This window comes from Streptomyces sp. NPDC046197 (genome assembly GCF_040646295.1).
GTDB lineage: Bacteria > Actinomycetota > Actinomycetes > Streptomycetales > Streptomycetaceae > Streptomyces.
Window position 1 is genome coordinate 117867 of record NZ_JBEYZY010000021.1, and the last position, 22799, is coordinate 140665.

General features: G+C 71.0%; 18 protein-coding genes. 10 read left to right on the forward strand and 8 right to left on the reverse strand.

Annotation, left to right across the window (positions count from 1 at the left end):
- Entirely contained in the window at positions 1-1206 is a 1206-nt protein-coding gene (locus AB0A61_RS27105; RefSeq protein WP_361297384.1) for a cytochrome P450, read from the forward strand.
- 59 nt (positions 1207-1265) lie between these two features.
- Here AB0A61_RS27105 and AB0A61_RS27110 read toward each other — a convergent pair whose 3' ends face one another.
- Positions 1266-2294 (reverse strand): MerR family transcriptional regulator, encoded by a 1029-nt coding sequence (locus AB0A61_RS27110; RefSeq protein WP_361297387.1) that lies wholly within the window; start codon positions 2292-2294, stop codon positions 1266-1268.
- A 235-nt stretch (positions 2295-2529) separates the two neighbouring features.
- On the opposite strand from AB0A61_RS27110, the gene AB0A61_RS27115 reads away from it, so the two are divergent.
- Positions 2530-3144 (forward strand): sigma-70 family RNA polymerase sigma factor, encoded by a 615-nt coding sequence (locus AB0A61_RS27115; RefSeq protein WP_361297473.1) that lies wholly within the window; start codon positions 2530-2532, stop codon positions 3142-3144.
- Positions 3145-3214: 70 nt separating this feature from the next.
- Here the strand turns inward: AB0A61_RS27115 and AB0A61_RS27120 are convergent, their stop codons facing one another.
- Complete coding sequence (locus AB0A61_RS27120) at positions 3215-3982, reverse strand: metalloregulator ArsR/SmtB family transcription factor (RefSeq protein WP_361297476.1); 768 nt, start codon at positions 3980-3982, stop codon at positions 3215-3217.
- 258 nt (positions 3983-4240) lie between these two features.
- The gene (locus AB0A61_RS27125; protein WP_361297390.1) at positions 4241-5695 is read right to left on the reverse strand and encodes an APC family permease; all 1455 of its coding nucleotides are present in this window, start codon (positions 5693-5695) and stop codon (positions 4241-4243) included.
- Between the two features lie 196 nt (positions 5696-5891).
- Between AB0A61_RS27125 and AB0A61_RS27130 the strand changes: the two genes are divergently transcribed.
- Positions 5892-7076, forward strand: coding sequence for an ROK family transcriptional regulator (locus AB0A61_RS27130; RefSeq protein WP_361297393.1), 1185 nt, complete (start codon positions 5892-5894; stop codon positions 7074-7076).
- A 212-nt stretch (positions 7077-7288) separates the two neighbouring features.
- Positions 7289-9937, forward strand: coding sequence for a sugar-binding domain-containing protein (locus tag AB0A61_RS27135; RefSeq protein ID WP_361297479.1), 2649 nt, complete (start codon positions 7289-7291; stop codon positions 9935-9937).
- A gap of 45 nt (positions 9938-9982) precedes the next feature.
- Here AB0A61_RS27135 and AB0A61_RS27140 read toward each other — a convergent pair whose 3' ends face one another.
- Entirely contained in the window at positions 9983-11434 is a 1452-nt protein-coding gene (locus AB0A61_RS27140; protein ID WP_361297396.1) for a hydrolase, read from the reverse strand.
- 210 nt (positions 11435-11644) lie between these two features.
- Here AB0A61_RS27140 and AB0A61_RS27145 point away from each other — a divergent pair, with 210 nt between their 5' ends.
- A complete protein-coding gene (locus AB0A61_RS27145) occupies positions 11645-11911 on the forward strand; it encodes a GlsB/YeaQ/YmgE family stress response membrane protein (RefSeq protein WP_361297399.1) in 267 nt (88 codons plus the stop codon).
- Between the two features lie 374 nt (positions 11912-12285).
- Here AB0A61_RS27145 and AB0A61_RS27150 read toward each other — a convergent pair whose 3' ends face one another.
- From AB0A61_RS27150 to AB0A61_RS27160, 3 genes are all read right to left on the reverse strand, one after another.
- Positions 12286-12855, reverse strand: coding sequence for a hypothetical protein (locus tag AB0A61_RS27150; protein ID WP_361297402.1), 570 nt, complete (start codon positions 12853-12855; stop codon positions 12286-12288).
- Between the two features lie 928 nt (positions 12856-13783).
- Positions 13784-14464 carry a DUF5701 family protein gene (locus AB0A61_RS27155; RefSeq protein WP_361297405.1) on the reverse strand — a complete coding sequence of 227 codons (681 nt, stop codon included), beginning with the start codon at positions 14462-14464 and terminating at the stop codon, positions 13784-13786.
- A gap of 447 nt (positions 14465-14911) precedes the next feature.
- Complete coding sequence (locus AB0A61_RS27160) at positions 14912-15055, reverse strand: hypothetical protein (RefSeq protein WP_361297408.1); 144 nt, start codon at positions 15053-15055, stop codon at positions 14912-14914.
- 289 nt (positions 15056-15344) lie between these two features.
- On the opposite strand from AB0A61_RS27160, the gene AB0A61_RS27165 reads away from it, so the two are divergent.
- Positions 15345-16760: a hypothetical protein gene (locus AB0A61_RS27165; protein ID WP_361297411.1), complete on the forward strand. Its 1416-nt coding sequence runs from the start codon at positions 15345-15347 to the stop codon at positions 16758-16760.
- Positions 16761-16877: 117 nt separating this feature from the next.
- On the opposite strand, the gene AB0A61_RS27170 is transcribed toward AB0A61_RS27165, so the two are convergent.
- Positions 16878-18506 (reverse strand): esterase-like activity of phytase family protein, encoded by a 1629-nt coding sequence (locus AB0A61_RS27170; protein WP_361297414.1) that lies wholly within the window; start codon positions 18504-18506, stop codon positions 16878-16880.
- 231 nt (positions 18507-18737) lie between these two features.
- Between AB0A61_RS27170 and AB0A61_RS27175 the strand changes: the two genes are divergently transcribed.
- From AB0A61_RS27175 to AB0A61_RS27190, 4 genes are all read left to right on the forward strand, one after another.
- A complete protein-coding gene (locus tag AB0A61_RS27175; protein WP_361297417.1) occupies positions 18738-19256 on the forward strand; it encodes a hypothetical protein in 519 nt (172 codons plus the stop codon).
- A 446-nt stretch (positions 19257-19702) separates the two neighbouring features.
- Positions 19703-20227 (forward strand): transglycosylase SLT domain-containing protein, encoded by a 525-nt coding sequence (locus tag AB0A61_RS27180; protein ID WP_361297420.1) that lies wholly within the window; start codon positions 19703-19705, stop codon positions 20225-20227.
- Between the two features lie 541 nt (positions 20228-20768).
- Entirely contained in the window at positions 20769-21137 is a 369-nt protein-coding gene (locus AB0A61_RS27185; protein ID WP_361297423.1) for a hypothetical protein, read from the forward strand.
- 172 nt (positions 21138-21309) lie between these two features.
- Entirely contained in the window at positions 21310-22506 is a 1197-nt protein-coding gene (locus tag AB0A61_RS27190) for a DUF1343 domain-containing protein (RefSeq protein WP_361297426.1), read from the forward strand.
- The last annotated feature ends 293 nt before the right edge of the window (positions 22507-22799 follow it).

Here is a 22799-nt window from a genome sequence, read left to right on the forward strand (position 1 = left end):
ATGACCTCAGACAGCGAAGCACCCACATGCCCGTTCGACTTCAGTGAGGGCCTGGAATTCGATCCCTCGCTCGCGGAGCTCATGGCCCGCGACTCCATCACCCGGATCCGGCTGCCGTACGGCAAGAGCGACGCCTGGCTGGTCACCGGGTTCGACGAGGTACGTCAGGTGACCACGGACCAGCGGTTCAGCCGGGCGGCGATCGTGGGCTCCGACTATCCCCGGATGACGCCGGAGCCCATCGTGTCACCGGAGTCGATCAACGTGATCGATCCGCCGGACAGCAGCCGCTTGAGACGTCTGGCGTCGCAGGCGTTCACCCTGCGGCACGTGGAGCCGATGCGGCAGAAGATCACGCTGCTCGCGGACGGTCTGCTCGACGAGATGGCGGCGCAGGGCTCGCCGGCGGACCTGGTCCGCCATCTGTCCGACCCGCTCCCCCAGCGCACCATCTTCGACGTTCTCGACGTCGCCCAGGACGACCGGCCCCGCGTGCAGCAGTACTGTCACCAACTGCTCTCGACCGACACGGCCAGCCGCCAGGCCGCCGCGACCGCCAAGGCCGAACTGCGGGCGTACTTCGGCGAACTGGTCGGACAGCGGCGGCGTTCTCCCGGTGACGACCTGATCAGTGCCCTCGCCGCCGCGAAGGACGGCGAGGACGCGCTGAACGACGAGGAACTCGCGGTCATGGCACTGACGCTGACCCTCAGCGGGCAGGACACGGCCACCGTCGAGATCAGCAACATCGTCTATCTGCTGCTGACCCGCCCCGAGCTGATGGCCTACGTCAGGAGCCGCGGGGAGGACCTGTCGGACCCCCTCAACGAACTGCTCCGGTTCATTCCGTTCCGCAAGGGAGTCGGCATTCCCCGGGTGGCGCTGGAGGATGTGGCGATGGGCGGGAAGCTGATCCAGGCGGGCGACTACGTCCATGTGTCCTACCTGACTGCCAACCGTGACCCCGAGCACTTCCCGGACCCGGACGTCATCGATCTCGCCCGGCCTCCTGTGTCACACATGACCTTCGGCTGGGGCGGACACCGGTGCATCGGCGCGCCACTGGCCATGGCCGAGCTGGAAGTGGCCATCGGGCGGCTGCTGCAGCGGTTCCCGGAGCTGAGGCTGGCGGTACCGCCGGAGGACGTCCCGTGGGACACGGAGACCATCCGCCGGTTCCCGATCGAGCTGCCGGTGGCCTGGTAGCCGCCGCCCGCTGCCCGCGCGTACCTCGCGCGGGCAGCGCGCCGGGGACGCACAGACCGTCAGCAGCCGCCGGACAGTGTGTCGAGGGCCTCGCGCAGACCACCGGGCCGCGGCATGCCGTGGGCGGAGCGGCCCGCCCAGCCCGATCCGCCCAGCACCACCAGGGGCTGTCTGCGCGCGCCCTTCACGCCCCACCGCGTCGCCGCGACGTCCCGGGCGAGCGGCACACTGGCGGTGGAGCGTGCCTGGGCCCACAGGACCACGGCCGAAGGCCCCAGGCGCTGCACCGCCGCCGCGAGTGCCTCGGCCGGCACGGCGGCGCCGAACATGCGGGTGGGCACGCGGAGTTGACTCAGTCCGGCGTTGAGCGCCTCCAGCGGCAGGGTGTGCTGTTCGCCGGGCACACAGGCCAGGACCACGGGGCCCGGGGCCGACGCGTCGCGGGGCGTCACGGACGGGCCGGTGCTGCGGCGCAGTGTCGTGGAGACGTGCCAGGACAACAGGTGCTCGACCTCCACGTAGCGATCGCCCGAGGAGGCCCATTTGCGTCCCACGGCGTGCAGGGCCGGCACCATCACCTCCTGCCAGGCGACGACGAGGCCGTGTTGTTCCACCGCCGAGGTCAACTGCGCCTCGACGGCGGGCGCGTCGAGGCGCACGGCGGCACGTGCCAGGCCTCGGGACTCCTGCCGTACGTCGCCCAGGGCAATCCTGCCGGCGGCTCGCGTGGCCAACGCCCGGGAGGCCTCGCGCCCGGCCGGTCCCGGCGCCGGTCCGGCCGCCGACGCGGCATCCGTGGCGTGGGCGGTGCCGGCCTTCGCGGCGCGGGCGGCCTCGGCGGGCGGCACCCCGGCCGACGTCAGCCGGCACATCGTCTCCAGCATCGCCACGTCCCGTGGCGACCACCGCCGGTGCCGGCCGTCGCCACGGACGGCGGGCCCGAGGCCGTACCTGCGGTCCCAGGAGCGCAGCGTGGTGGGCGACACCCCGAGCCTGCGGGCCAGCGTCCCGGTCGTCAGGCCGGTACCGGCGGGGCGCGAAACCGGAGCCGACCGGTCTTCCGGCCTCCTGTCCTGGTTGCCGTCCATGCGCCGACTATACGACGCAGAATCGATGCGAGTTGTGAGGCTTGTCCGGCGGATCCGACCATGGCGGTACCGGGCCTCGCCCCGGCGAACGTGGCCCGGTCCCGGAAGCCGTTCCGGACCGCCGTGGTGACGGCACCTGCCGCGCCGCCGGCGGCCGGGGCGGTGCCCTCCGACGTGAGGAGCCGTCGTCATGAACCCGTATCCGGCCGCCACCACGACCAGCGGCGCTGCGCCGATGCCGGACCAGGCCGCCGGTACGCCCCGGTGGGCACCGGTCGGGCAGCCGCCCGCCGACGAGGAGCTCGCGCGGGGGCTGGTGGCCGGCGACGACGCCTGCCTCGCCGCCGCTTACCACCGGTGGGGTGCCCTGGTCCACGCGCTTGCCTGGCGCTCACTGGGGGATGCGAAGGAAGCGGAGGACGTCACCCAGCAGGTGTTTCTCGGCGTGTGGCGCGGCCGGCGCGGCTACCGGCCGGACCGGGGGCCGCTCGCCGGGTGGATCGTCGGCATCACCCGGCGAAAGGTCGCCGACGCGCTGTCCGCGCGGACCCGGCGGGGGGAGCTTGCCGAGGCCGCCGGAGCGGCCCTGGCGCTCGCGGACCCCACCGCCGCGCGTCCCGAGGCCGCCGTGGACCGCGTCCTGGTCCGGCATGAACTGAACCGGCTCCCCGCGCCCCAGCAACGGGTGCTTCGCCTGGCCTTCTACGAGGACCTGACCCAGACCCAGATCGCGCAACGCACCGGCTGGCCGCTGGGGACGGTGAAGAGCCACGCGCGGCGGGGCCTGCACCAACTGCGCCGCCGCCTTCAAGGGGAGGTCCGCACGCCGGAGCCGGTGCCGAACACGTGAACGCCGTTCGTACCACGGTTCGATGCGGAAACGATGCAGTCGGCCTCTCCCAGTCCAGTGCCCCGTCTCGTCAGCGGCCCGGCACCAGCCAGGGCTCCTGCGGAAGCGGACTGCCGGTCTCGATGAAGGACTTGAGGTTGGACAGGACCGCCGGCCAGCCGCCCGACACGGCGGCGAGTTCCCCCTCGTCGTTGAGGTCCTCGTGGGTCACGGTGAGGCGGACGATGTCGCCGTGCGGCTGGATGTGGAAAGCGACCCTGGAGTGCCTGCCCTCGTCGTCCTCGTGCTCCGGCGCGGCCCAGGTGGTCACGAGGCGGGTCGGCCGCTGAGCAGTCACGACGGTGCCGGCCACGTCGGCGATGCCGGAGCCGTCGGTGCGGACGTGTGTCCAGCGGGAGCCGGGCTTCCAGTCGGAGACATTGCTGTGGCCCCAGTAGGCGGCGGTCAGATCGGCGTCCGTCAGCGCGTCCCAGACGGCTTCGGGCGTGCTCTCGATGTAGATGACGTACACGTAGCCGGGCTTGTCGGCCATGGCTTCCTCGGCTCGTCGCCCGAGGGCGCCGAGCGCGCTGAGGCGCGGGCGCTCGAACTTGTCGATCCAGCGCTCCTGGATCTCGTGGAGCGGGACCGGATTGAGGTAGTGCAGCTTCTCCCGTCCCTGCCGCACCGTGCTGACCAGGTTGGCGCCCTCCAGGACGGCCAGGTGCTGGGTCACCGACTGGCGTGTCATGGCGATCCGCGCGCACAGCTCTCCGAGCGTCTGCCCGTTGTGCTCGTGCAGCCGGTCGAGCAGCCGCCTGCGGGTCTCGTCGGCGAGCGCCTTGAAGACCATGTCCATCCCGGAGTCGCCCTCAGATTGCACACCCACAGTTATGCAGGCATCTGCTTGCATGTCAAGCCCGGCTCATCCGCCCGGTCACGGCCCGGCGCATCGGCCGGACCACGGCGGGCACGCGCGGGCGACCCCGGGCACACGCGCACCGCGAACCCGCCCTCGGCGACCGCAGGCACGCACGCGACGACGGCCGACAGCACGAAGGCCCCTGCGGGCGGATGTGACCTCCGCCCGCAGGGGCCTCGCGACGTCCGGCGCCGGTCAGGCCCCGGCCGGTTCCGCGTCCACCACCGGCGCGGCGAGGTACTCCTCCGCGATCTCCTTCGGGCCGAACGGCCACACCTTCTCGAAGCGGGCCCAGACCAGATACGCGACGCAGCCGAGGGCCAGCCAGGCCAGCGACCACTCGACGGGGTGGCGGCCCGGGGAGTTCTTGTCGGCGTAACCGTAGATCACGCACCAGCCGACGAAGGCGACGACGCTCGGCAGCGGGTAGAGCCACATGCGGTACGGGCGGCGCAGCGCCGGCTGCCGTTTGCGCAACACGGTGACGGCGACGATCTGGGCCAGCGCCTGCACGATGACCATCACCGTCGTCAGCAGCTGGATCAGGGTCGCCAGGTCGGTGTGCCGGCCGATCAGAAAACCGACCGCCGTGATCGCGCCCATGGTCGCCAGGCCCAGCATCGGGAACCGGTGCCGTGGGTGGAGCTTGGCGTAGGGGCGGAAGAACACGCGTTCGCGCGCCGCGTCGTAGGGCACGCGCGAACCACCCAGCAGTCCGGTGAAGACCGAGGCGAAGGCCGTGACGAGGATGAGCACGGTGACCGTGTCGGCGGCGCCCTTGCCCCAGGTCTCCTCCAGCACCGCCGAGGCGACCGACGTGGAGGCGATGTCGTCCGGGCTGGTCATGCGATGCCAGTCGATCACGCCCAGCGTGCCGATCTGGAGCAGCAGGTAGATCGCCATGATGCCCAGGATCGAGAGGATGATCGAGCGGGGCAGGGTGCGGCCGGGGTCCTTGATCTCGGCGCCCATGTAGGCGGTGGTGTTGTAGCCGAGGTAGTCGTAGATGCCGATGGTCAGCCCCCCGGCGAAGCCGAGCCAGAAGTGACTGCTGCCGAGTTCGAAGGCGTGCGCCGGGTAGGTGAAGGCGAGGTGCGCGCTGAAGTCCGTGGCCGCGGCGGCGATGACCAGGACCACCGAGGCGATCATGACGACCCACATCACAGCGGTGATCCGGGCGATGTGCTCGATGCCCCGCCACAGCAGGAGCACCACCAGGGCGATGATGCCGAGCCCGATCAGGTCGCCCGCCGTCTGCCCCAGACGGGGAGCAAGATAGCCGAGATACTGCACGAAGCCGACCACGCCGGTCGACATGATCAGCGGAATGAACAGCATCGCCGTCCACACGAACAGGAACGGCATCAGACGGCCCGTGCGGTACTGGAAGGCCTGCCGCAGATAGACGTAACTGCCGCCGGACCCGGGCATCGAGGCGCCCAGCTCCGCCCACACCAGCCCGTCGGCCAGCGCCAGCAGCGCGCCCGCGACGAAGCCGATGACCGCCTGCGGCCCGCCGAAGGCGGCGACCATCAGCGGGATGGTGACGAACGGGCCGATGCCGCACATCTGGCTCATGTTGATGGCGGTGGCCTGGAACAGGCCGACGCGACGGACGAAGCCACCGTTGGGTGGCGGGCTACCGGACATGCGGACTCCTGAAGCAAGGCGCGGGGAGGGGTACGGCGGGCCGGCCGCCGTCGGTGGCGGTCGGCGGTCAAGGGCGGCGGGTACCCGGCCGACGCTGGGCTCCCCTGGCTCGCCCGGCGAGGCTGACTGGCCGATAAAGTTAAGGAGCCTTACTTGATGCGTCAAGAGGCCTCCCCGAATGCGTGAGAATGGTGCGATGCCCGCCAGCGACGCCACAGACCAGCCGGAACTGCCCTGGAACCGCCGTCGGCTGCGCAGTACGAACGAGCGGCTGCTGCTGGACCGGCTGCGTGCCGCAGGTGCCGCCTCGCGCGCCCAGCTGGCCCGGGAGACCGGCCTGTCCAAGCCGACGGTCTCCAGCGCACTCGCCTCCCTCGAAGCGGCGGGACTCGTCCACGAGGTGGGCACCCACGCGCCCGAACGGGGCCGCACCGCCGTCCTGTACGCCCCCGACCCCGGGGCCGGCTACGCCCTCGGCATCGACGTCGGCCGCAGCTGGCTGCGCGTGGCGGTCGCCGATCTGGACGGCACCGTCGTCGCCCGCTCCGACGTGCGCAACACGGCCCGCAGCTCGGGCGCGATGGCCGAACTGGTGGTCACGACCGCCCAGCGGGTGGTCGCGGGATCCGGCGTGGACCCGGACGAGGTGGTGCACGCGGTGGTGGGCACACCCGGCGTCTACGACGAGAGGCAGCGCCGGGTGCGCTACGCGATGCACCTGCCGGGCTGGGGGCGCGCCGGGCTGTTCGACCGGATGCGCACGGAGCTGGGCGTTCCGTTGGAGGTGCACAACGACGCCAATCTCGCGGCGCTCGGCGAGTACACGTACGGAGTCGGCGCCGGCAGCCGGCTGTTCGCGTACATCCTGATCGGCACCGGGCTCGGCATGGGGGTCGTCAGCGAGGGACGGTTGTTCACGGGGGCCCACGGGCTGGCCGGCGAGATCGGGTTCCTGCCGTGGCCGGGACAGCGGAAACCGGAGCGGCTGGAGGACGCCGTGTCGGGCGTGGCCGTGGTCGAGGCGGCCCGCAGGTTCGGCATGAACGGGCAGCTGACGGCGAAGGCCGTGTTCGACGCGGCCCGCCAGGGGAACACCGCCGCGGTCCAGGCGGTCCGGCTGGAGGGCGAGCGGATAGCCCACACGGTGGCGGCGGCCGCGGCCGTGCTGGATCCGGATCTCGTGGTGCTCGGCGGCGGCCTCGGGCACAGCGTCGACCTGCTGCTGCGTCCGGTCCGGGAGAACCTGCGCGCGCTCACGCCGCTGCGGCCGAAGGTCGTGCCCAGCCGGCTGGGCGAGGACGCGGTGCTGCTGGGCGCGGTCGCCACGGCCCTGGGCACCGCGCGGGACGTGGTGTTCGAGCGCCGGTCCGCCGCGTCCTGACCAACTCGCCCGGCGGCAACGGTGATTGACAGGGCCCAACCGGCGCCCTAGCGTGGCCCAGGTTAGTAAAGTTTCCTAACTTTACGAAGAGGCTGGAGACCACCGTGTTCCACCGCCCCGCCACCGGACCCGGCCCCGCCGCCGGACGCCGTCTTGCCACGGCCGCCGTCGCCCTCGGCCTGCTCGGTCCGCTCTCGACCGGCGCCTGGACCATGACCCGGGCTTCCGGTCCACCCGGCCGCGCCACCGCCCCGCACCCGCACCCGCACGTCACCAGGGTTTCCTCGGTACCCGGCAGCACGACCGCGCTCTCCGGCTACACGATCCGGTCGAGCGCCGAGGTCTCCGACCCGGCGGCCACCGTCTCCTCCCCCGGCTACCCGGCCACCGGCTGGTTCCCGGCCGGCCCGCGGTCCACCGTCCTCGCCGCGCTGCTGGCGAACGGGGTGTACGCCGACCCGTTCTACTCGACCAACCAGCAGAACATCCCGAGGGCCGACTTCCAGGTCCCCTGGTGGTACCGCGCCGACTTCACCGTCGCCGACACCGATGAGCGCACCTACCTGGACTTCAGCGGCGTGATGTCGGCGGCCGACGTCTACGTCAACGGCAAGCGGGTCGCCACGGCGAACGACGTCACGGGCGCCTATACGCGGCACGAGCTGGACGTCACCTCGCTCGTGCGGTCCGGCACGAACACCGTCGCCTTCCGCATCCAGCCCAACGAACCGAACAAGAACCTCACCATGGGCTGGATCGACTGGCTCCAGCCGCCGCCGGACCGGAACATGGGCATCGTCCGTGACGTACTGGTGCGCCGCGGCGGCCCGGTCGCCCTGCGCGACGCACACGTGGTGACCCGGCTGGACGTCCCGTCCCTGGCCTCGGCGGACCTGACGGTCAAGGCACAGGCCCGCAACGACTCCGGCGAGCCGGTGACGGCCACGGTCTCGGGAAGCGTGGGGACGACGACCTTCGAGAAGACCGTCACGCTCGCCGCGCACGAGACGAGGAGCGTCACCTTCTTCCCGGCCGACGTCCCCGGCCTGCACCTGACCGATCCACAGGTGTGGTGGCCGGCCGGCATGGGCGGACAGCCCCTGTACACCCTGGACCTCACCGCGTCCGTCGGCGGCGCCCCGTCGGACAGCGCCCGCGAGACCTTCGGGATCCGCGACGTCAGGGCGCCTCTGAACGCGGACGGAGCCCGGCAGTACAGCGTCAACGGCCGCAGGATGCTGATCAAGGGCGGCGGCTGGTCGCCGGACGAGTTCCTGCGCTGGGACCAGACGTACGTCGAGGACCGGCTGAAGTACGCCCGCGACCTCGGCCTGAACACCATCCGCCTGGAGGGGCACCTCGAACCGGACGAGTTCTTCGAACGCGCCGACCGCTACGGCATCCTGACGCTGCCGGGCTGGGAGTGCTGCGACAAGTGGGAGGGCAACGTCAACGGAAGCGAGACCGGCGACAAGTGGACCTCCGCCGACTACCCGGTGGCCAAGGCCTCGATGGCCGCCGAGGCCGCCCGGCTGCGGGACCACCCGAGCGTGATCTCCTTCCTGATCGGCAGTGACTTCGCCCCCGACGCCACCATCGAGAAGAACTACCTCGACGCCCTGAAGGCCGCCGACTGGCCGACACCCGTGGTCTCCGCCGCCTCGGACAAGTCCTCGCCACAGCTGGGCAGTTCGGGAATGAAGATGACCGGCCCCTACGACTGGATCCCGCCGAACTACTGGTACGCCAAGCGCGAGGGCGGCGCCACCGGCTTCAACTCCGAGACCGGCGCGGGCCCCGACATCCCCACGCTGGACACGCTGCGCCGCATGATGAGCCCGGCCGAGCTCGACACACTGTGGAAGAACCCGGGCGCCAAGCAGTACCACCGCTCGCCGTCCCCGACCTTCGGCACACTCAAGATCTACGACAACGCCCTCACCGGCCGCTACGGCGCCCCGACCGGCGTCACCGACTACGTGCGCAAGGCGCAGCTCGCCCAGTACGAGAACGTCCGCGCCCAGTACGAGGCCTACCAGCGCAACGCCACCGACTCCGCCAAGCCCGCCACCGGGGTCGTCTACTGGATGTTCAACAGCGGCTGGACCTCGCTGCACTGGCAGCTGACGGACCGCTACCTCGACCAGGGCGGTGCCTACTTCGGGGCGAAGAAGGCGAACGAACCGCTGCATGTGCAGTACTCGTACGACGACCGTTCGGTGGTCGTGGTCGCCAACCGCCACGCGTCCGCCTCCGGACTCACCGTCCGGGCCACGCTGTTCAACCCCGACGGCACCCAGAAGTACGACCGGACCGTCACCGGCGTGCGCGTCGGCGGTGACGGCGCGCACAGCACCGCCCTCACGCTGCCCTCGTCGGTGGGCGGCCTGTCGACGACGTACCTGCTGCGGCTGACGCTGACCGACTCCTCCGGCAAGGAGGTCAGCCGCAACGTCTACTGGCTGTCCACCCGGCCCGACACGCTCGACTGGGCCGGCACCGACTGGTACTACACGCCGACGACGAGCTATGCCGACCTCAAGGGGCTGAGTTCGATGGCGCAGGTGCCGGTGTCGGCGACGGCATCGACGTACTCGTCGGAGGGCACGTCGACCACGACGGTGACCGTACGCAACACCGGAACCGGGAAGGTGCCGTCCCTGCTGACGGACGTCCACCTGGTCGACGCCCAGGGCAGGCCTGTGCTGCCGGTGCAGTGGTCGGACAACCAGGTGAGCCTCTGGCCGGGCGAGTCGGTGACCCTGACCGCCACCTACCGGACGGCGGATCTGCACGGGTCCGCGCCCCGGCTGCGGATCTCCGGATGGAACACGCCGGAGCGGACGATTCCGGCGGGCTGACCGGTGGGGGTGGTGGGTACGGCAGGACCCACCACCCCGCGGACCTCACGCCACGTCGAGCGCCGTGTCGTCGATGACGAACGACGTCTGGAGGGTGGAGCCCTCGGTACCGGTGAACTTGACCGTCACCGTCTGGCCCGCGTAGCCGGCCAGGTTGAAGCTGCGCCGGGTGTAGCCGGTCCCGGCGTTCAGGTTGGAGTAGGTCGCCAGGGTCGACAGCACCGTTCCGCTGCTGTTGACCACCTGCGCCTTCAGGGTGTCGTACGGCGTCGTGGTGGTCGTCTCGGCCGTGTCCACGTGGAGGTAGAAGCTCAGTGTGGCCGTCGTGCACCCGGACGGGATGGTCACGGACTGCGCGAGGGTGTCGGTGTGGGCGGAACCGTAGCCGTCCAGCCAGGCCTTGTAGGTCCCGGTGCGGGCGGCCTCGCCGGAGTCGTTGGTGATGACACCGCTGGACGCGCTCCACGTGGTGTTGCCCGACTCGAAGCCGCTGTTGCCGAGGAGCTGGGCCGCGGTGCAGCCGCCGGAGCCTCCGCCACCGCCGCTGCTGCCCGAACCGGCCAGCCAGGCGGTGGCGTTGAGGGCGAGGGCGGCGTTGGTGGCGCCGGGGTCGTTCCAGCCGTCGTAGAGCGTGTTGCCGGACTGGCCGGTGCCGTCGTCGATGGGCGAGCTGTCGCCCCAGAAGGCGACGCGGCCGCTGCCGAAGGTGCTGGTGACGAAGAAGGCGCCGGTGTTGCCGGAGTAACCGCTGCGGTACACCAGGCCCTTGACGGCGGAGTTGTCGGACGGCTTGAGCGTGGCCGTGGTGCCGTTGGCGAACAGGCTCTTGGTGACCGTGCCGAAGGAGCCGTGCAGCACCGGGTCGGCGCTGTCACTGATCGCGGCCGGGTAGCCGGAGGCGATGTTCAGTGAGTCGATGGAGAAGCCGAACGGGTCGGTGGAGTCGACGCTGTTGTTGCTCATCAGGTCGTTCAGGATCTGCACCGAGTCCGCACCGTCGTTGTTGCGGTCCGAACCCGTGTGGTCGGAGATCATGAACAGGCCGCCGCCGTTCTTGACGAAGTTCATGATGGCGGTCTTCTCGGCCGACGTGAACAGCGTGTTCGGCTCCGGCAGGACCAGTGTGTCGAAATTCGACAGGTCGGTCGACGACGAGCCGCCGTAGCTGAGGCTGGAGCCCGAGGGCAGCGTCTTCAGGCTGTAGCCGCCGGTCTTCTGCAGGGCGACGCCCCAGGAGGACAGGGCACCGGTCCAGTCCGTCTCGGCGGACGGGGAGGGGTTCTGGCCGAGCGGGTCGGGCTGGCTGGTGGAGATGATCCAGTCGGCGTTGCCGGCCGTCTCGGCGTGGGCGTTGTCGAACAGGACGCGGTGGGTGGTGGCGGCCGCGTGGGCCGGTGCGGCGCTGGTGGAGACCTGAAGGGCGGCTGACGTGACGAGCAGCCCGAGGCCGGCCAGGTCAGTGGTGAGTCTGCGGCGGGATCTTCTGGGTCCGGGCATCCGGCGAACCTCCGAGTGGGGTGAAGGGGCGGTGCGGGCGCCAAGTCTGCACGCGTAGAGCTGGGTTGAGGGTTCTACACGCGTCGAGTGGTTGAAAGGTACATGGCGTGACTGGACGGTGAACAGAAAGTCCCGGCAATGACGCGGCGGCGTGCGTACGGATCCAGCGGGCACACGAAGAGCGCGGGGACACGGCGAAGAGGGGCGGAAATGGAGATCACGGGCATCATCAGCGCCATAGTCATCGGCATCATCATCGGAGTTCTGGGACGGCTCGTCGTTCCCGGTCGCCAGCACATCGGCATCCTGTGGACGATCCTCATCGGCATCGTGGCCGCGCTGGTCGGCGCCGCGATCGCCTCCGCACTCGGCGTCGCCGACACCAAGGGTGTCGACTGGATCGAGTGGCTCATCCAGATCGCCCTCGCCGCAGTGGGTGTGGCGGCGCTGGACCGGACGAAGGCGGCCCATCGCTGAGGGGGCGGCGGCCCTCACCGCGGGGCCACATACCACGACCGACGCCACGAAAGCGCCCTGCGGCACCAGAGACGGGCGGGCCGACCGGGACTGGCCCGGCCGGCCCGCCCGTTTCGCGCCGCTCAGCCATCGGCGGCGTGGATGGGCGACGGCGCCCGCGTACTTTCGAGATCAGGGGGCCTAACGCTGCCGAGGTCGGCCCCTTATCGGTCCGATGGCGTATCGACAGGTGTACGAGCGGGCTGGATGCCGCCACGGTGGGCAAGCCGACGAGCAGACCGGCACCGACCCGCCGGTGGCCGTCACCGTGGCCGGACCGCAGTTCGAGCCGAGCGCGACGCGCCCGGCTCGAACCCTTGTGGACCTGACGGAGGTCAGCCCGCGGTGATCGCGTTCCAGGTCAGTTCACGCTGGTGGCCATGGCGCCAGCCGCGGGTGTGGACCGGGTCGGTGCGGGGGGAGTCCCCGTTCGGGGACTTGGCGTCCACGTTCTGCCCGCTGTCCCAGAAGGACTGCAGCGCGGAGGCTCCCCAGTCCTCCTGGCCTCCCCACGACCACAGCTCACCGTTCGCACCCAGAGGCGAGGTCCCCGGGGCCTCCATCACCACAGCGCCTTCGTTGCCACCGGTGTAGGCCATCACCTGCCCCTTGGCCACGTTGAATAACGTGAACTGCGAGGCGGGTCCGAGCATCATCCACGAGCAGTACGCGTTGCCGGTGTTGATCGGCTCGAGCCACACCGACTGGTCCCTCGGGCTGGCGCACAGCACGTAGCCGTGGAACGTGCCGCTCTCGATCATCACGGACCCGGGGATGGCGTGCGGGGCGGCCGAGGCCGAGGTCGCAGGCATCGCCGCGGTGAGGAGAACGGCGGCGATGCCCGCCGTGGCGAGGCCGCCCCGGAGGCGGCGCCGACCGCGAGAAGCCCACTTGGATCGTGTCATGCGAAGACACTCCTTTCGACTTCCATGGGATCTGAGTGACGGGTGTGTGTGACGGGTACATGCCAATGCGTGGCCAATATGCCGATCACCGACCGGTGCGCAGGGAGCGTAGCCTTGTGTGAAGGTTGCGTGTAGAGGACGTGGCGACTCGAGAGCAGGCCTGTGCCACAATCCGGCCACGCCGCCTGTCATACCGTCAGGGCTGTGCGACCTGGCCTCGACAGGCTCACCCGGCGGCTCGGTCAGTGCAGGTCAGCGCGTTAAAAGCGTGCGTCGGGCCCTGTCCCCCGGACAGGGCCCGGCGCCTCACCCGCTTGCAGGACACGCGCCCACGGCGGGCCGTCCCGCAACACCGCGGCCGAACGCGCTTTTGTCAGGGGTACGTTGTGTACACCTTGCAAGTCGCACAGCCCTTGTGCTGAGCGGCCTGGAGGCCCGAACCCACGCTGACTCGTGCCCGCGTGGCGTTGCGCTCCCAGCTGCTCCACGCGCCGCGCCATTTGACGCGCACCCAGGCGTCTTTCTTGCAGGAACCGTCGGAGCTCTCGGTGGTCTCACCGAAGGCGCCGACGTGACGGTCTCACCAGTGCGGCTGCGAGGCCACGGAGCCTCCGTCTTGCCCCGCAGGGCTTCGACCGCAGCCTCTGACGCTGCCGGTCTCCCCGCCTGCCAACGGTCGGTCGGTCGGTGACGCGGAGGCCACATCACCGTGTCGCGCGTTCCACGCTCCGGACCCGACCGCGCCGGGGCGAGCTGATTCGACGTGAGCCAAGAACGGCGTAACGCGCATATCGTCCAAAACATGTGTACGGGGCTCGACTGCACCGGCGCCGGACAGCGAGCGGGGGCGAACCCGTCGGCTCCTGCGGGGCGGCGACCGCAGAAGCTTCCGCCGAGCAGCCTCCGCCCCGCCTGTGATCACGACTCCTTACAAGTCCTGGACCCGGCGGCCCGTTGCGGAGGCGAAGCCCAGCCAGGTGTGCCGGTTGCCCGCCCAGCACCAGCCCACCTTGGGGGCGTTGCGGCGCTCACGGCCGTCCCGCCCGGTGCCGTTGCTGATCCAGATCGCCGGAGTGCGGGCGTCCAGCGCGCCGTTGGCCTTGCGCAGCCGCGAGCCGATGGTCATGAAACAGTGGTTGCGCTCAAGGGCAGCGGGTTGCTGCATCACCCAGTGGATGCCCTCGGCGAGCAGCAACGGGGTGCGGGCCTCGGCCGTGAGGGCAGGCAGCGCCTCGTTCGGGCTCCGGTTGGCCATGCGGTCGCCGCGGTCGAGGCCGGTGAGGACGTAGAGCGGGGCGTCCGGCAGTGCGATGGTGTCGAGCGGGGCGAAGAGATCGACGTCGGGCATGTCGGTGACGACGAAGCCCGGCTTGCCTTCGCGGCAGAGCAGCGGCGCGAGAGCGGAGGCGGGGGCTCGGTCCGGGTGAACGGCGAGCAGGGCGCTGTCGCGTCCCGCAGGGGCCCCGGCGGCCGCGGCGAAGGTACGCAGCTCGGCGGCGGACAACCCGGCGATCTCGTGCACCCCCAGCTCGATCAGTCGCTCGGCCTGTGTGCTCAGGGCCGGGAGTAAGGGGAGAACGGTGGAGGGGGCGGACTGGGTTTCGGACACGATGCTCCCAGGATGGCGATGTGAGCGGGCCCAGGGGCAACGAGGCAGCCCGCCCGAATGTTCCCGCCGCTGCCGCTTCCGCTCCGTCCGGTGACAGCCGCCCAGCTCGTCAACCACCCTGCAGCCACTCCTGGTTGTCACCCGGCCCCTACAACCAGCGTGGTACCGCAAGAGTTTGACGCCTGTCCGCAGGTCTCGGCGTTACGCTGCCACGATGCCGATCCGCCCCGCGTTGCGCCAAGAGTCTTCGGCCGCCAGTGCTTGATCTGACGCAACTCCGCAGCGGACAGGGCAGAGGTGTCCGACTCCGCCAGCGGTGACCGGAGCCGTGCCGCACTCAGGACGGCAAAGCCGACCTCGCCGAGGACGGTGGCCCAGGCGGGGGGGTTCCCGGAATTCGTCGGTGTACCAGTGGCGCCGGTCGCTGACGAAGGCGACCAGCGGGTGTCAGGCGTGGAACAGCGCGACATGCGAGCCGTCCCGAGCGCTGATCGTGGCGCTGTGGAAGTTCTGCGGGTACTCCCGCTCCGCGAAGCCCTCGACCCGTCCGTACGCAGCCCGAGCCGCGGCGTGCCAAGCGGTGCGGCACACCTTGGGATCGGTGGACGGCAGGGGTGGGTCACTCGAGTCGCGAAACCCCGTTACGCCCCTGCCCAAGCGGAAAGCCACCCGTGGGCTGTCCACCTTCGCCCCCTTCGAGCGCGCCACCCTCTCTGTGGCCACCCTGTCTTCGGCCACCCTCTCTTTGCAGCCCCAGGCCACCTGGCTACCTGCGACGGGGCGGCCCGCGGATCGGCCCGCGAGCGCCGTAATACAGGCGACCGGCTGCCCCTCATCACCCTACGATCACCCGGAACGGCACGTCGGAGGGGGCGGGGCAGTGCGCGAGGACGTCAGGTGCGGGGTGGTGGCCGCGCGACGGCTGGCCGAGGGTGCGGCGCTGGAGGACGTCGTCGACACGGGAGATCCGGCCACCTGGCTGGCGTTGGACGAGGGAGTGCGCGCGCAGGAGTGGTACTACGCGCCGGAGGTCCTTCCAGCCTGGGAGGGCACCGGGAGCGGGCGCCGGCTGACCGCCGTTCTGCGCGGCGCCGAACGACTCACCGAGTCCCAGCTCGCGCTCGCCCTGTGCCACCGGGACGGCAGGATCCGGCACCGGGCTCTGGGGCAGGTCGCCGGGCATCCGCAGCTGTTGCCGCTGGTCGTCGTGCGGTGCGCGGACTGGGCGGAGCCGGTGCGGGAACGGGCCCGCAGGCGACTGGCGCAGGCGCTGGACGCGCACAGCGCCGCCCGGCTCACCGCGCTGGTGCTGCGTGTCGGCCACCGCTACCGGGGCGACTTCGCCGTCACACTCGTGAGCGACCTGCTGTGCCGGGCACCCAAGGAACGGTTCGCTCCGCTGCTCACCCACGACGACCGCGCCGTACGCCGTTTCGCGCATCGCCTCGCCATTGGAGAGGGGCTCCTCTCCCCCGCCGAACTGGCCCGCGTCGCCGCCCACGACCACGACACCGTCGTCCAGAGCCTGTGCGCCGAGGCCGCGTTGGGCGCCGTGTCGAAGGGAAATGTCCAGGAGAACACCGAAGACGTAGTCGGGCCCCTGCTGGCCGCTCGCAGTCCCCGTGCCCGCTCTGCCGGAGTCACGGCGCTCCGGCGGCTGGGGCGGCCGGAGCAGGCCATGGGGTTCCTGGCGGACCGGTCGGCGCTGGTGCGAGCCTGTGCGCGGTATGTCGTACGGCAGTACGGGGGCGATCCACTCGCCTGGTACCGGGAGCGGTGCGCCGACCCGAGTGACGCGGGGCTTCCTCCTGGCGCCGCCATCGGGCTCGCGGAGTGCGGGCAGCGTGCGGACGCCGCCCTGCTGTGGCCGTTGCTGGACCACCCGGCGCCAGGGGTGCGGGCGCGGTCGGTGGCCGGGCTGCGGACGCTGGACGCGACGGACGTGACCCGGATGCGTCGGCTGCTCGACGATCCGGCACCAGGAGTCGTGGCCGAGGCCACTCTCACTCTGCTGCCCTCCGCCGCCCTGCTGCCCGAGGCCTGGTTGGCGGGGCGGCTCGGCACGGAGCGACCCCGGTGGGTGCGCGCCTCGGCGTACCGGCTGCTGGACGCGCACGGCGGGATCGTACGGCTGCGAACGGCGGTAAGGCTGCTGGGAGACCCGGATGAACGGCTGCGGGCGCGGGCGGAGCTCACCGTACGGCGGTCCGGCCACATCGGCCGGGCAGACGCGGAGGTCGCGGAGCTGCTGCAGCGGGGGCGCCGGCTGCTCGACGGCGCCTCCCGCGCCCACTGACGCCCCCGCCGCCGCCCGCCCGGCCTTCGGCCCTCGGTCAAGGCACCGGCCGCCCGGCCACCGGGCGAGCCCGTCACCTGCCGCAGGCAGACCCGCCGCAGCCCCTGTGCGGCGTCGTCACCGTACCGTGATGGTGACCGTGGCCGTGCTGGTCGCGGCGGGCAGCTTGGTGGTGTCGACGGCCAGGTACTCACCGTCGTCCTGCCGGCCGTCGGGCAGGGTCTTGACGTGCAGGGTGTACGGCGCCGCGTCGTTGGAGACGCCGTCGACGCCGAAGTCGCTGTCGTTGCTGACGACGACGGTGCGGCCGCCGTCGGTGGTGGCGACGCCCTCGATCTTGTCGTGGCCGAAGAAGCCGCCGCTCGGGTCAAGACCGGTGACCAGGGCGCCCAGGTCCAGGTAGGTGCTCTTGGTGACCGGGGTGACGCCGGCCGCCTTCAGGGCGGCGGTGGCCGTAGCGGTGTCGTCCTGGCCGACGTACCCATCGATCGTCCGGCGGTCGGCACCGATGAGCAGCCCGCCCTTGGCCCCGTCGTACACGCTCCCCGGCACGTCGGCCGAGGGGCCCACGTCGGTGGCGCCACTGATGTCGATCTTGAACAGCTTCTTGTACGCTCTCGGCTCCATGCTGCCGTCCCGCTCGTCGACCAGGAAGGTCGTGTTGCCGAGCGCGGTGATCTCGCTGACCGCACCGCCGTTCTTCTTGGGGTCGTCGAGAAGGTAGACGTACTCGTGCTTCGCGTGGGTGTGCAGGTTGTACGTCACGATGCGCAGTGCGGTGATGTTCTTGGTCTTGACACCGGCGGGCAGGTCGGGCTGCTGCAGTGCGGACTGCATCACGCCTACCAGCGTGCTGCCGTCGGGGGTGATGGTGAGCCCCTCCATGCCCTTGTTCGGTACGCGGTGGGCCAGTTCGGCCGGCAGCGAGCCGTCGAAGGGCGACAGTCGCTCGATCGCCCGGCCGTCGCTGGAGAAGTGCGTGATGTACGGCCCGTACTCGTCGGACACCCAGAAGGTCCCGTCGGGCAGTGCGACCAAACCCTCGGGGTCGTAGCCGTAGGGGGACGCGGGCAGCGCATTGCCGGCGAGGTCGATCAGGGACTCCCCGGTGTTCGCCTGGGTGCTGACGTGCCCGTTGTAGGGGGTGCCGTCGGCGGCGCGCAGCGGAATCGTCTTCAGGACCTCCGCCTTGGTGCCGACCAGGCGGACCTTGGCGATCGTCGGGTCGAAGTCCGGAAGCGGCAGAGCCTTCTTCCCGTCAGGGGTGTCCACGTTGGGGCCGCGGTCGGTTATCCCGTAGAACTCGTTCTTCGAGCCGGGCACCGGATAGAGCGACGAACCGAAGGCGCCGCCGGAGACCTTCACCCCGCCGATCGTGGCGAGCGGCGGAAGATGCGTCTGGTACAGGCGGACCGCGTCGCTGACCGTGTAGGTGAAGGTGTCGGTGCCCTTGAAACCCGCGTCCGGCGTGTAGCTGAACGAACCGTCCTGACGCACCGCCAGGGAGCCGTGTGCCGTGGTGGTGTGCGAGACGAGAGTGGCCGGCATTCCCCCGTCGTTGCGCAGGAAGCCGTGCCCGCACACCGTCAGGGTCCGGCCCGCGTGGGCAGCGTAGGTGTCGGGGCGTGCCGTGAGCACCGGTCTTCCACCGTGGTGGGTCGTCTCCGAGGCACCCGCCAACCCGCTGCCGGCCAGCGACAGCACCACGGCGGTGGCTGCGGCGGTTGCGATTCTCGGTCGAGACATTCATTCCTCCTGGTCCGTGCGTTTCCTCGCGTGAGGTACGAACGGCGAGTTTCCTGAGCGCACATGTCCGTGACGACAAGGGGGACTTGCGGGGACCCGCTGAACAGGTGACGCGGAGTTGACGAACAGTCATAGTCCTCGCCATGCGCGGCTGAACCGGTCTTGGCCAGGCAGGCGTCCGGCGGCTGAGCGCGGGTGGCCGGCTGCGGCGACACGGGCACACGGTTCCCCGTGGTCGACGGCGACATCGACGCCGCCCTGGACCAGGCCAGCGCCGAGGGCTTCGACAGCGGCGACACCAACCACGACGCCGAGGTGGACTGGGGCCACACCAAGCAGACCCTCAGCTTCACCGACGAAAAGAGCCACAGCGCGAGCGGCTACTTGGGCACCTCCGTGCCGTCCAGCAGCACCGCCCGCACCTGGCTGGTCAACGACACCCCCGGCAAGCTCGACGACTGGCTCCACAACAACTGGGGATCGGACACCCTCAAGGCCTCACGCGTCCACGGCCCGGTGACCTCACACGTCTGGTCGGGCGCCTGGGAGTCCTCCGACGACACGAGCATCGAGGTCCTCCCCGTCGTGGGCGCGAACGGAACCGGCACCGAGTACGTCGTCGAGTTGTCGTTCAAGACCGACGACCATGCCGACGCCGCCGAACTGCACGGCGACGCCACAGCGGTCGCCGAGGCGCACGGCTGGCCGGACCACGGCGACAAGACCCAGCTGATCCTCGACCGCTACTGAGCCGTGCGCGGGAGCCGGTTCTGTCGTGGGCTTCGGTCTTCAGTCCTCTTGGTGACGGTCTCGTGCGCTGCCGTCTCAAGAGGCTGCTTCGAGGGGCCGGTCCCGGGTGAACAGAGGCCGCTGGAGGGCCCGGGAGTGTGATGCCACCCATAGGAGCCAGATCACCTCCTACCACGGATCGTAGGACCAGATCGCCCCGAACAGCACGGAAAACCCCTGAATGGGCATTTTCCGACATTTCTCCGTAGTCGGGTAGTACGTCACATCATTGCGCCCCGCCCTGCCCGCCGCTAACCATGGCTGTCGTTGCTGCGAGGCACGGGTCGGACCGCACGGATCCCGCCGGTCCACCCACTCCGGCCAGCAGCACAGGGCCAGCCCCTGACGCCACCGCGACGGACGCGGCCGGCATCCGATGACGTCACCCACTGGAGAATTACTTCCGCATGACCATGACCACGCTCACCAGCCGCACCCGCCGCCTGCGCACCCTGACCCTCACCGGCATCGCCACCACCGGTGCCGCAGCCGCCGCCCTCTCCCTGATGACGACGCCCGCACAGGCCGCCGAAGCGACGCAGGTGAAGGCCTCCGTGGTCACGGCCGCCGCCCACGGCACCCCCACCGCCTCCAAGCGCGCGAACGGCAATGCGGGCAGCCTCGACGGGTGGATCAAGCAGTCCCTGGCCATCATGAAGGCCAAGGGCATACCCGGCAGCTACGAGGGCCTGCGCCGCAACATCATGCGCGAGTCCGGCGGCAACCCCACCGCCCAGAACAACTGGGACGTCAACGCCCAGAAGGGCACCCCTTCCAAGGGTCTCCTCCAGGTCATCGACCCCACCTTCAACGCCTACCACGTGCCCGGCACGGCCAACAGCATCACCGACCCGGTGGCGAACATCACCGCGGCCGCCAACTACGCCGCCCACCGGTACGGCTCCATCGACAAGGTGAACTCCGCCTACTGACCCGCCCGGCGCCCCCACGCACGACCGAGGCCCGTCCCCGGCAGCCGCCACTGTCCAAGTGACGCCTGCCGGGGACTGGTCAATTCGGCAAGGAGGGTGGGCAGTTTGCGCATGTCGTGGAACACGGTGGTGTCGGGACCCTCGAGGCGTTCGGCCGGGGTGAGTGCACCAGGCCCCGGCGGGTACGGAGCACCGGCCCGGTGGCGAAGCTCCCCCGCCCGGACAGTGTGGCCGTCGCCTCCCGCACAGTGATGTACCGGCACTACGGAGTGACCGATCCGGCGAGCGTACGCGTCTGGGGATACCACCTTCCACGCGATCCTCGCGGCCCCGGACCGGCAGCACCGCAGTTCGCCGCCAACCCCGCGGCTCTTCCGCCCGCGGCCCGGCGGGTCCTTCTTGGTACGGCAGCGGTTCCCGGCTCCCCCACTCCGGTCGGCGGCGCGGCCGTGCCGGCGGGCGGGTGTGCGGGCGAGGCACACCGCCTGATCCGCGGTGACACGTCCAGTCCGCAGGGGCCGGTGCCGGGCCCGGCGGCCTGGTGGCGCGGATCAAGCAGGAGACCTTTGCGGCGTCCATGGCCGACCGGCGCGTCACCACGGTGTTCGCGCGGTGGTCCGCCTGCATGGCCACGCGCGGGTTCCGGGTGAGCGATCCCCTCCACCCCGCCGACAAGCTCCCCTCCCTCACCGAGCCGGTCCCCAGCCGGGCCGAGATCGACCAGGCGGAAGCCGATGTCGTGTGCAAGCAGCGCACGGATCTGGTGGGCGTCTGGTTTGCCGTGGAGTCGGCCTACCAGCGGACCGCCATGGGCAGGAACGCCGCCGCGCTCACCTCCGTCGCCGCAGCCCGCAACCGGGAAGCCGCCGACATCGGCAGGCTGGTCTCCCGGTATGGCACTGGACCATGAGGCCCGGGTGACCGAGCAAGCGGACGAAGACATCCCGTCAGCGTCTTCGGCACGAACCGCCGGTGCGTCATTGCAACATTCCAGGATATGCAAGTAAATTTCGGACCACCGCTTCGAGATGTCACCGGCAGACGGGGGCATTGGAGATGTCACCGGCAGACGGGGGCAAAGGATGAGCACGGACGGCCGCGGCGCGGTGACGACCGGGATCGCGCGACTGCACGCGTCGCCCGGACTTGCCGGGCCCGGCCGGCTCGGGCTGGTGACGAACCAGACCGGCGTTCTCCCCGACCTGCGCCCGGCCGCGCCCGCACTGCTCGAGGCCGGCGCGCGGCTGGTCGCCCTGTTCGGTCCCGAGCACGGTCTGCACGGGACCGGCCAGGCCGGCGAGGGCGAGGCCGCTCGGACGGACCCCACCACCGGCCTGCCGGTCCACGACACATACCGGTGCAGCGGCGAGCGCCTGGACAAACTGCTGCTCGACAGCGGCATCGACGCACTGGTGTACGACCTGCAGGACATCGGGGCCAGGTTCTACACCTACGTGTGGACCATGTTCGACCTCATGGTCTCGGCGGCCCGTACGGGCGTACGGTTCGTGGTCGCCGACCGGCCGAATCCCCTCGGTGGACTCGTCAGCGAGGGCCCGCTGCTCGACCCGGCGTGGGCCAGCTTCGTCGGGCGCGCCCCGATACCCGTCCGGCACGGCCTCACCTGCGGCGAACTCGCCCGGCACCTCAACGCCTCGGCCGTGCCCCAAATGACGGGCACTGCCGCTGACTTGACGGTGATCGAGGCTTCCGGCTGGCAGCGCGCCATGGACGCGGCGGCCACCGGTCTGCCGTGGGTCGCGCCCTCGCCGAACATCCCGACGCCCGCCACCGCCACCGTCTACCCCGGCACCTGCCTGTTCGAGGGGACGAATCTCTCGGAGGGCCGTGGCACCACGCAACCCTTCGAGATCGTCGGGGCCCCCTACATCGACGCGCGGTTAGGGCCCTCGCTCGATGAACTCGCCCTCCCCGGAGTGCACTTCCGTGATCTGCGGTACGTACCGACCTTCCACAAACACGCCGGACGGCCGCTGCGCGGTGTCCAGCTCCACATCACCGACCGCACGGCGTTCGCTCCCGTACGTACCGCCGTCGCGATGCTCGCCACGCTGCGGCTGCTGTACCCGGACGACTTCGCCTGGCACACCGCGGACGGCGGCGCCGAGGGGACCGGCCACCGTTACTTCATCGACCTGCTGTGGGGTTCCGACCGGTTGCGGCGCACCGTCGACGCGGGCGACGACCCGCTGCCGCTGTGCGATCCGCCGGCACCGCCCGGCCGGTGGGCGGGCGACGACGTGCTGCTCTACCCCTGAGGCCCCCTCCCCCGCCGCTGCGACCTGCCGCTCTGCCCCGGCGAGGAGCGGACGCCCCTGCAGACGCAACAGCCGTCCGCACAAAACCTGTTGTGCATCCGCCGACCGGGCCGCCCCGGCCACCGGTGTCGCCCACGGGGCCGCCCGGAAGCGGGGGCCGCACCGGATCGGACGACCCGCTGCGGCGTTCGAGGACTCCCACGAGGCGCCGGCCGCGGCCGGGCCGGTCGGCGACGGCGACGGGTACATCGGGGTGTCCCCCTCGGAGACCACCAACGAGACCGTCAGGGTCC

Bases quoted from the DNA above. Each gene is read 5' to 3' on its own strand.
- AB0A61_RS27105 (WP_361297384.1), top strand. From the start codon at position 1: ATGACCTCAGACAGCGAAGCACCCACATGCCCGTTCGACTTCAGTGAG.
- AB0A61_RS27110 (WP_361297387.1), bottom strand. From the start codon at position 2,294: ATGGACGGCAACCAGGACAGGAGGCCGGAAGACCGGTCGGCTCCGGTT.
- AB0A61_RS27115 (WP_361297473.1), top strand. From the start codon at position 2,530: ATGCCGGACCAGGCCGCCGGTACGCCCCGGTGGGCACCGGTCGGGCAG.
- AB0A61_RS27120 (WP_361297476.1), bottom strand. From the start codon at position 3,982: ATGGACATGGTCTTCAAGGCGCTCGCCGACGAGACCCGCAGGCGGCTG.
- AB0A61_RS27125 (WP_361297390.1), bottom strand. From the start codon at position 5,695: ATGTCCGGTAGCCCGCCACCCAACGGTGGCTTCGTCCGTCGCGTCGGC.
- AB0A61_RS27130 (WP_361297393.1), top strand. From the start codon at position 5,892: ATGCCCGCCAGCGACGCCACAGACCAGCCGGAACTGCCCTGGAACCGC.
- AB0A61_RS27135 (WP_361297479.1), top strand. From the start codon at position 7,289: ATGACCCGGGCTTCCGGTCCACCCGGCCGCGCCACCGCCCCGCACCCG.
- AB0A61_RS27140 (WP_361297396.1), bottom strand. From the start codon at position 11,434: ATGCCCGGACCCAGAAGATCCCGCCGCAGACTCACCACTGACCTGGCC.
- AB0A61_RS27145 (WP_361297399.1), top strand. From the start codon at position 11,645: ATGGAGATCACGGGCATCATCAGCGCCATAGTCATCGGCATCATCATC.
- AB0A61_RS27150 (WP_361297402.1), bottom strand. From the start codon at position 12,855: ATGACACGATCCAAGTGGGCTTCTCGCGGTCGGCGCCGCCTCCGGGGC.
- AB0A61_RS27170 (WP_361297414.1), bottom strand. From the start codon at position 18,506: ATGTCTCGACCGAGAATCGCAACCGCCGCAGCCACCGCCGTGGTGCTG.
- AB0A61_RS27180 (WP_361297420.1), top strand. From the start codon at position 19,703: ATGACCATGACCACGCTCACCAGCCGCACCCGCCGCCTGCGCACCCTG.
- AB0A61_RS27190 (WP_361297426.1), top strand. From the start codon at position 21,310: ATGAGCACGGACGGCCGCGGCGCGGTGACGACCGGGATCGCGCGACTG.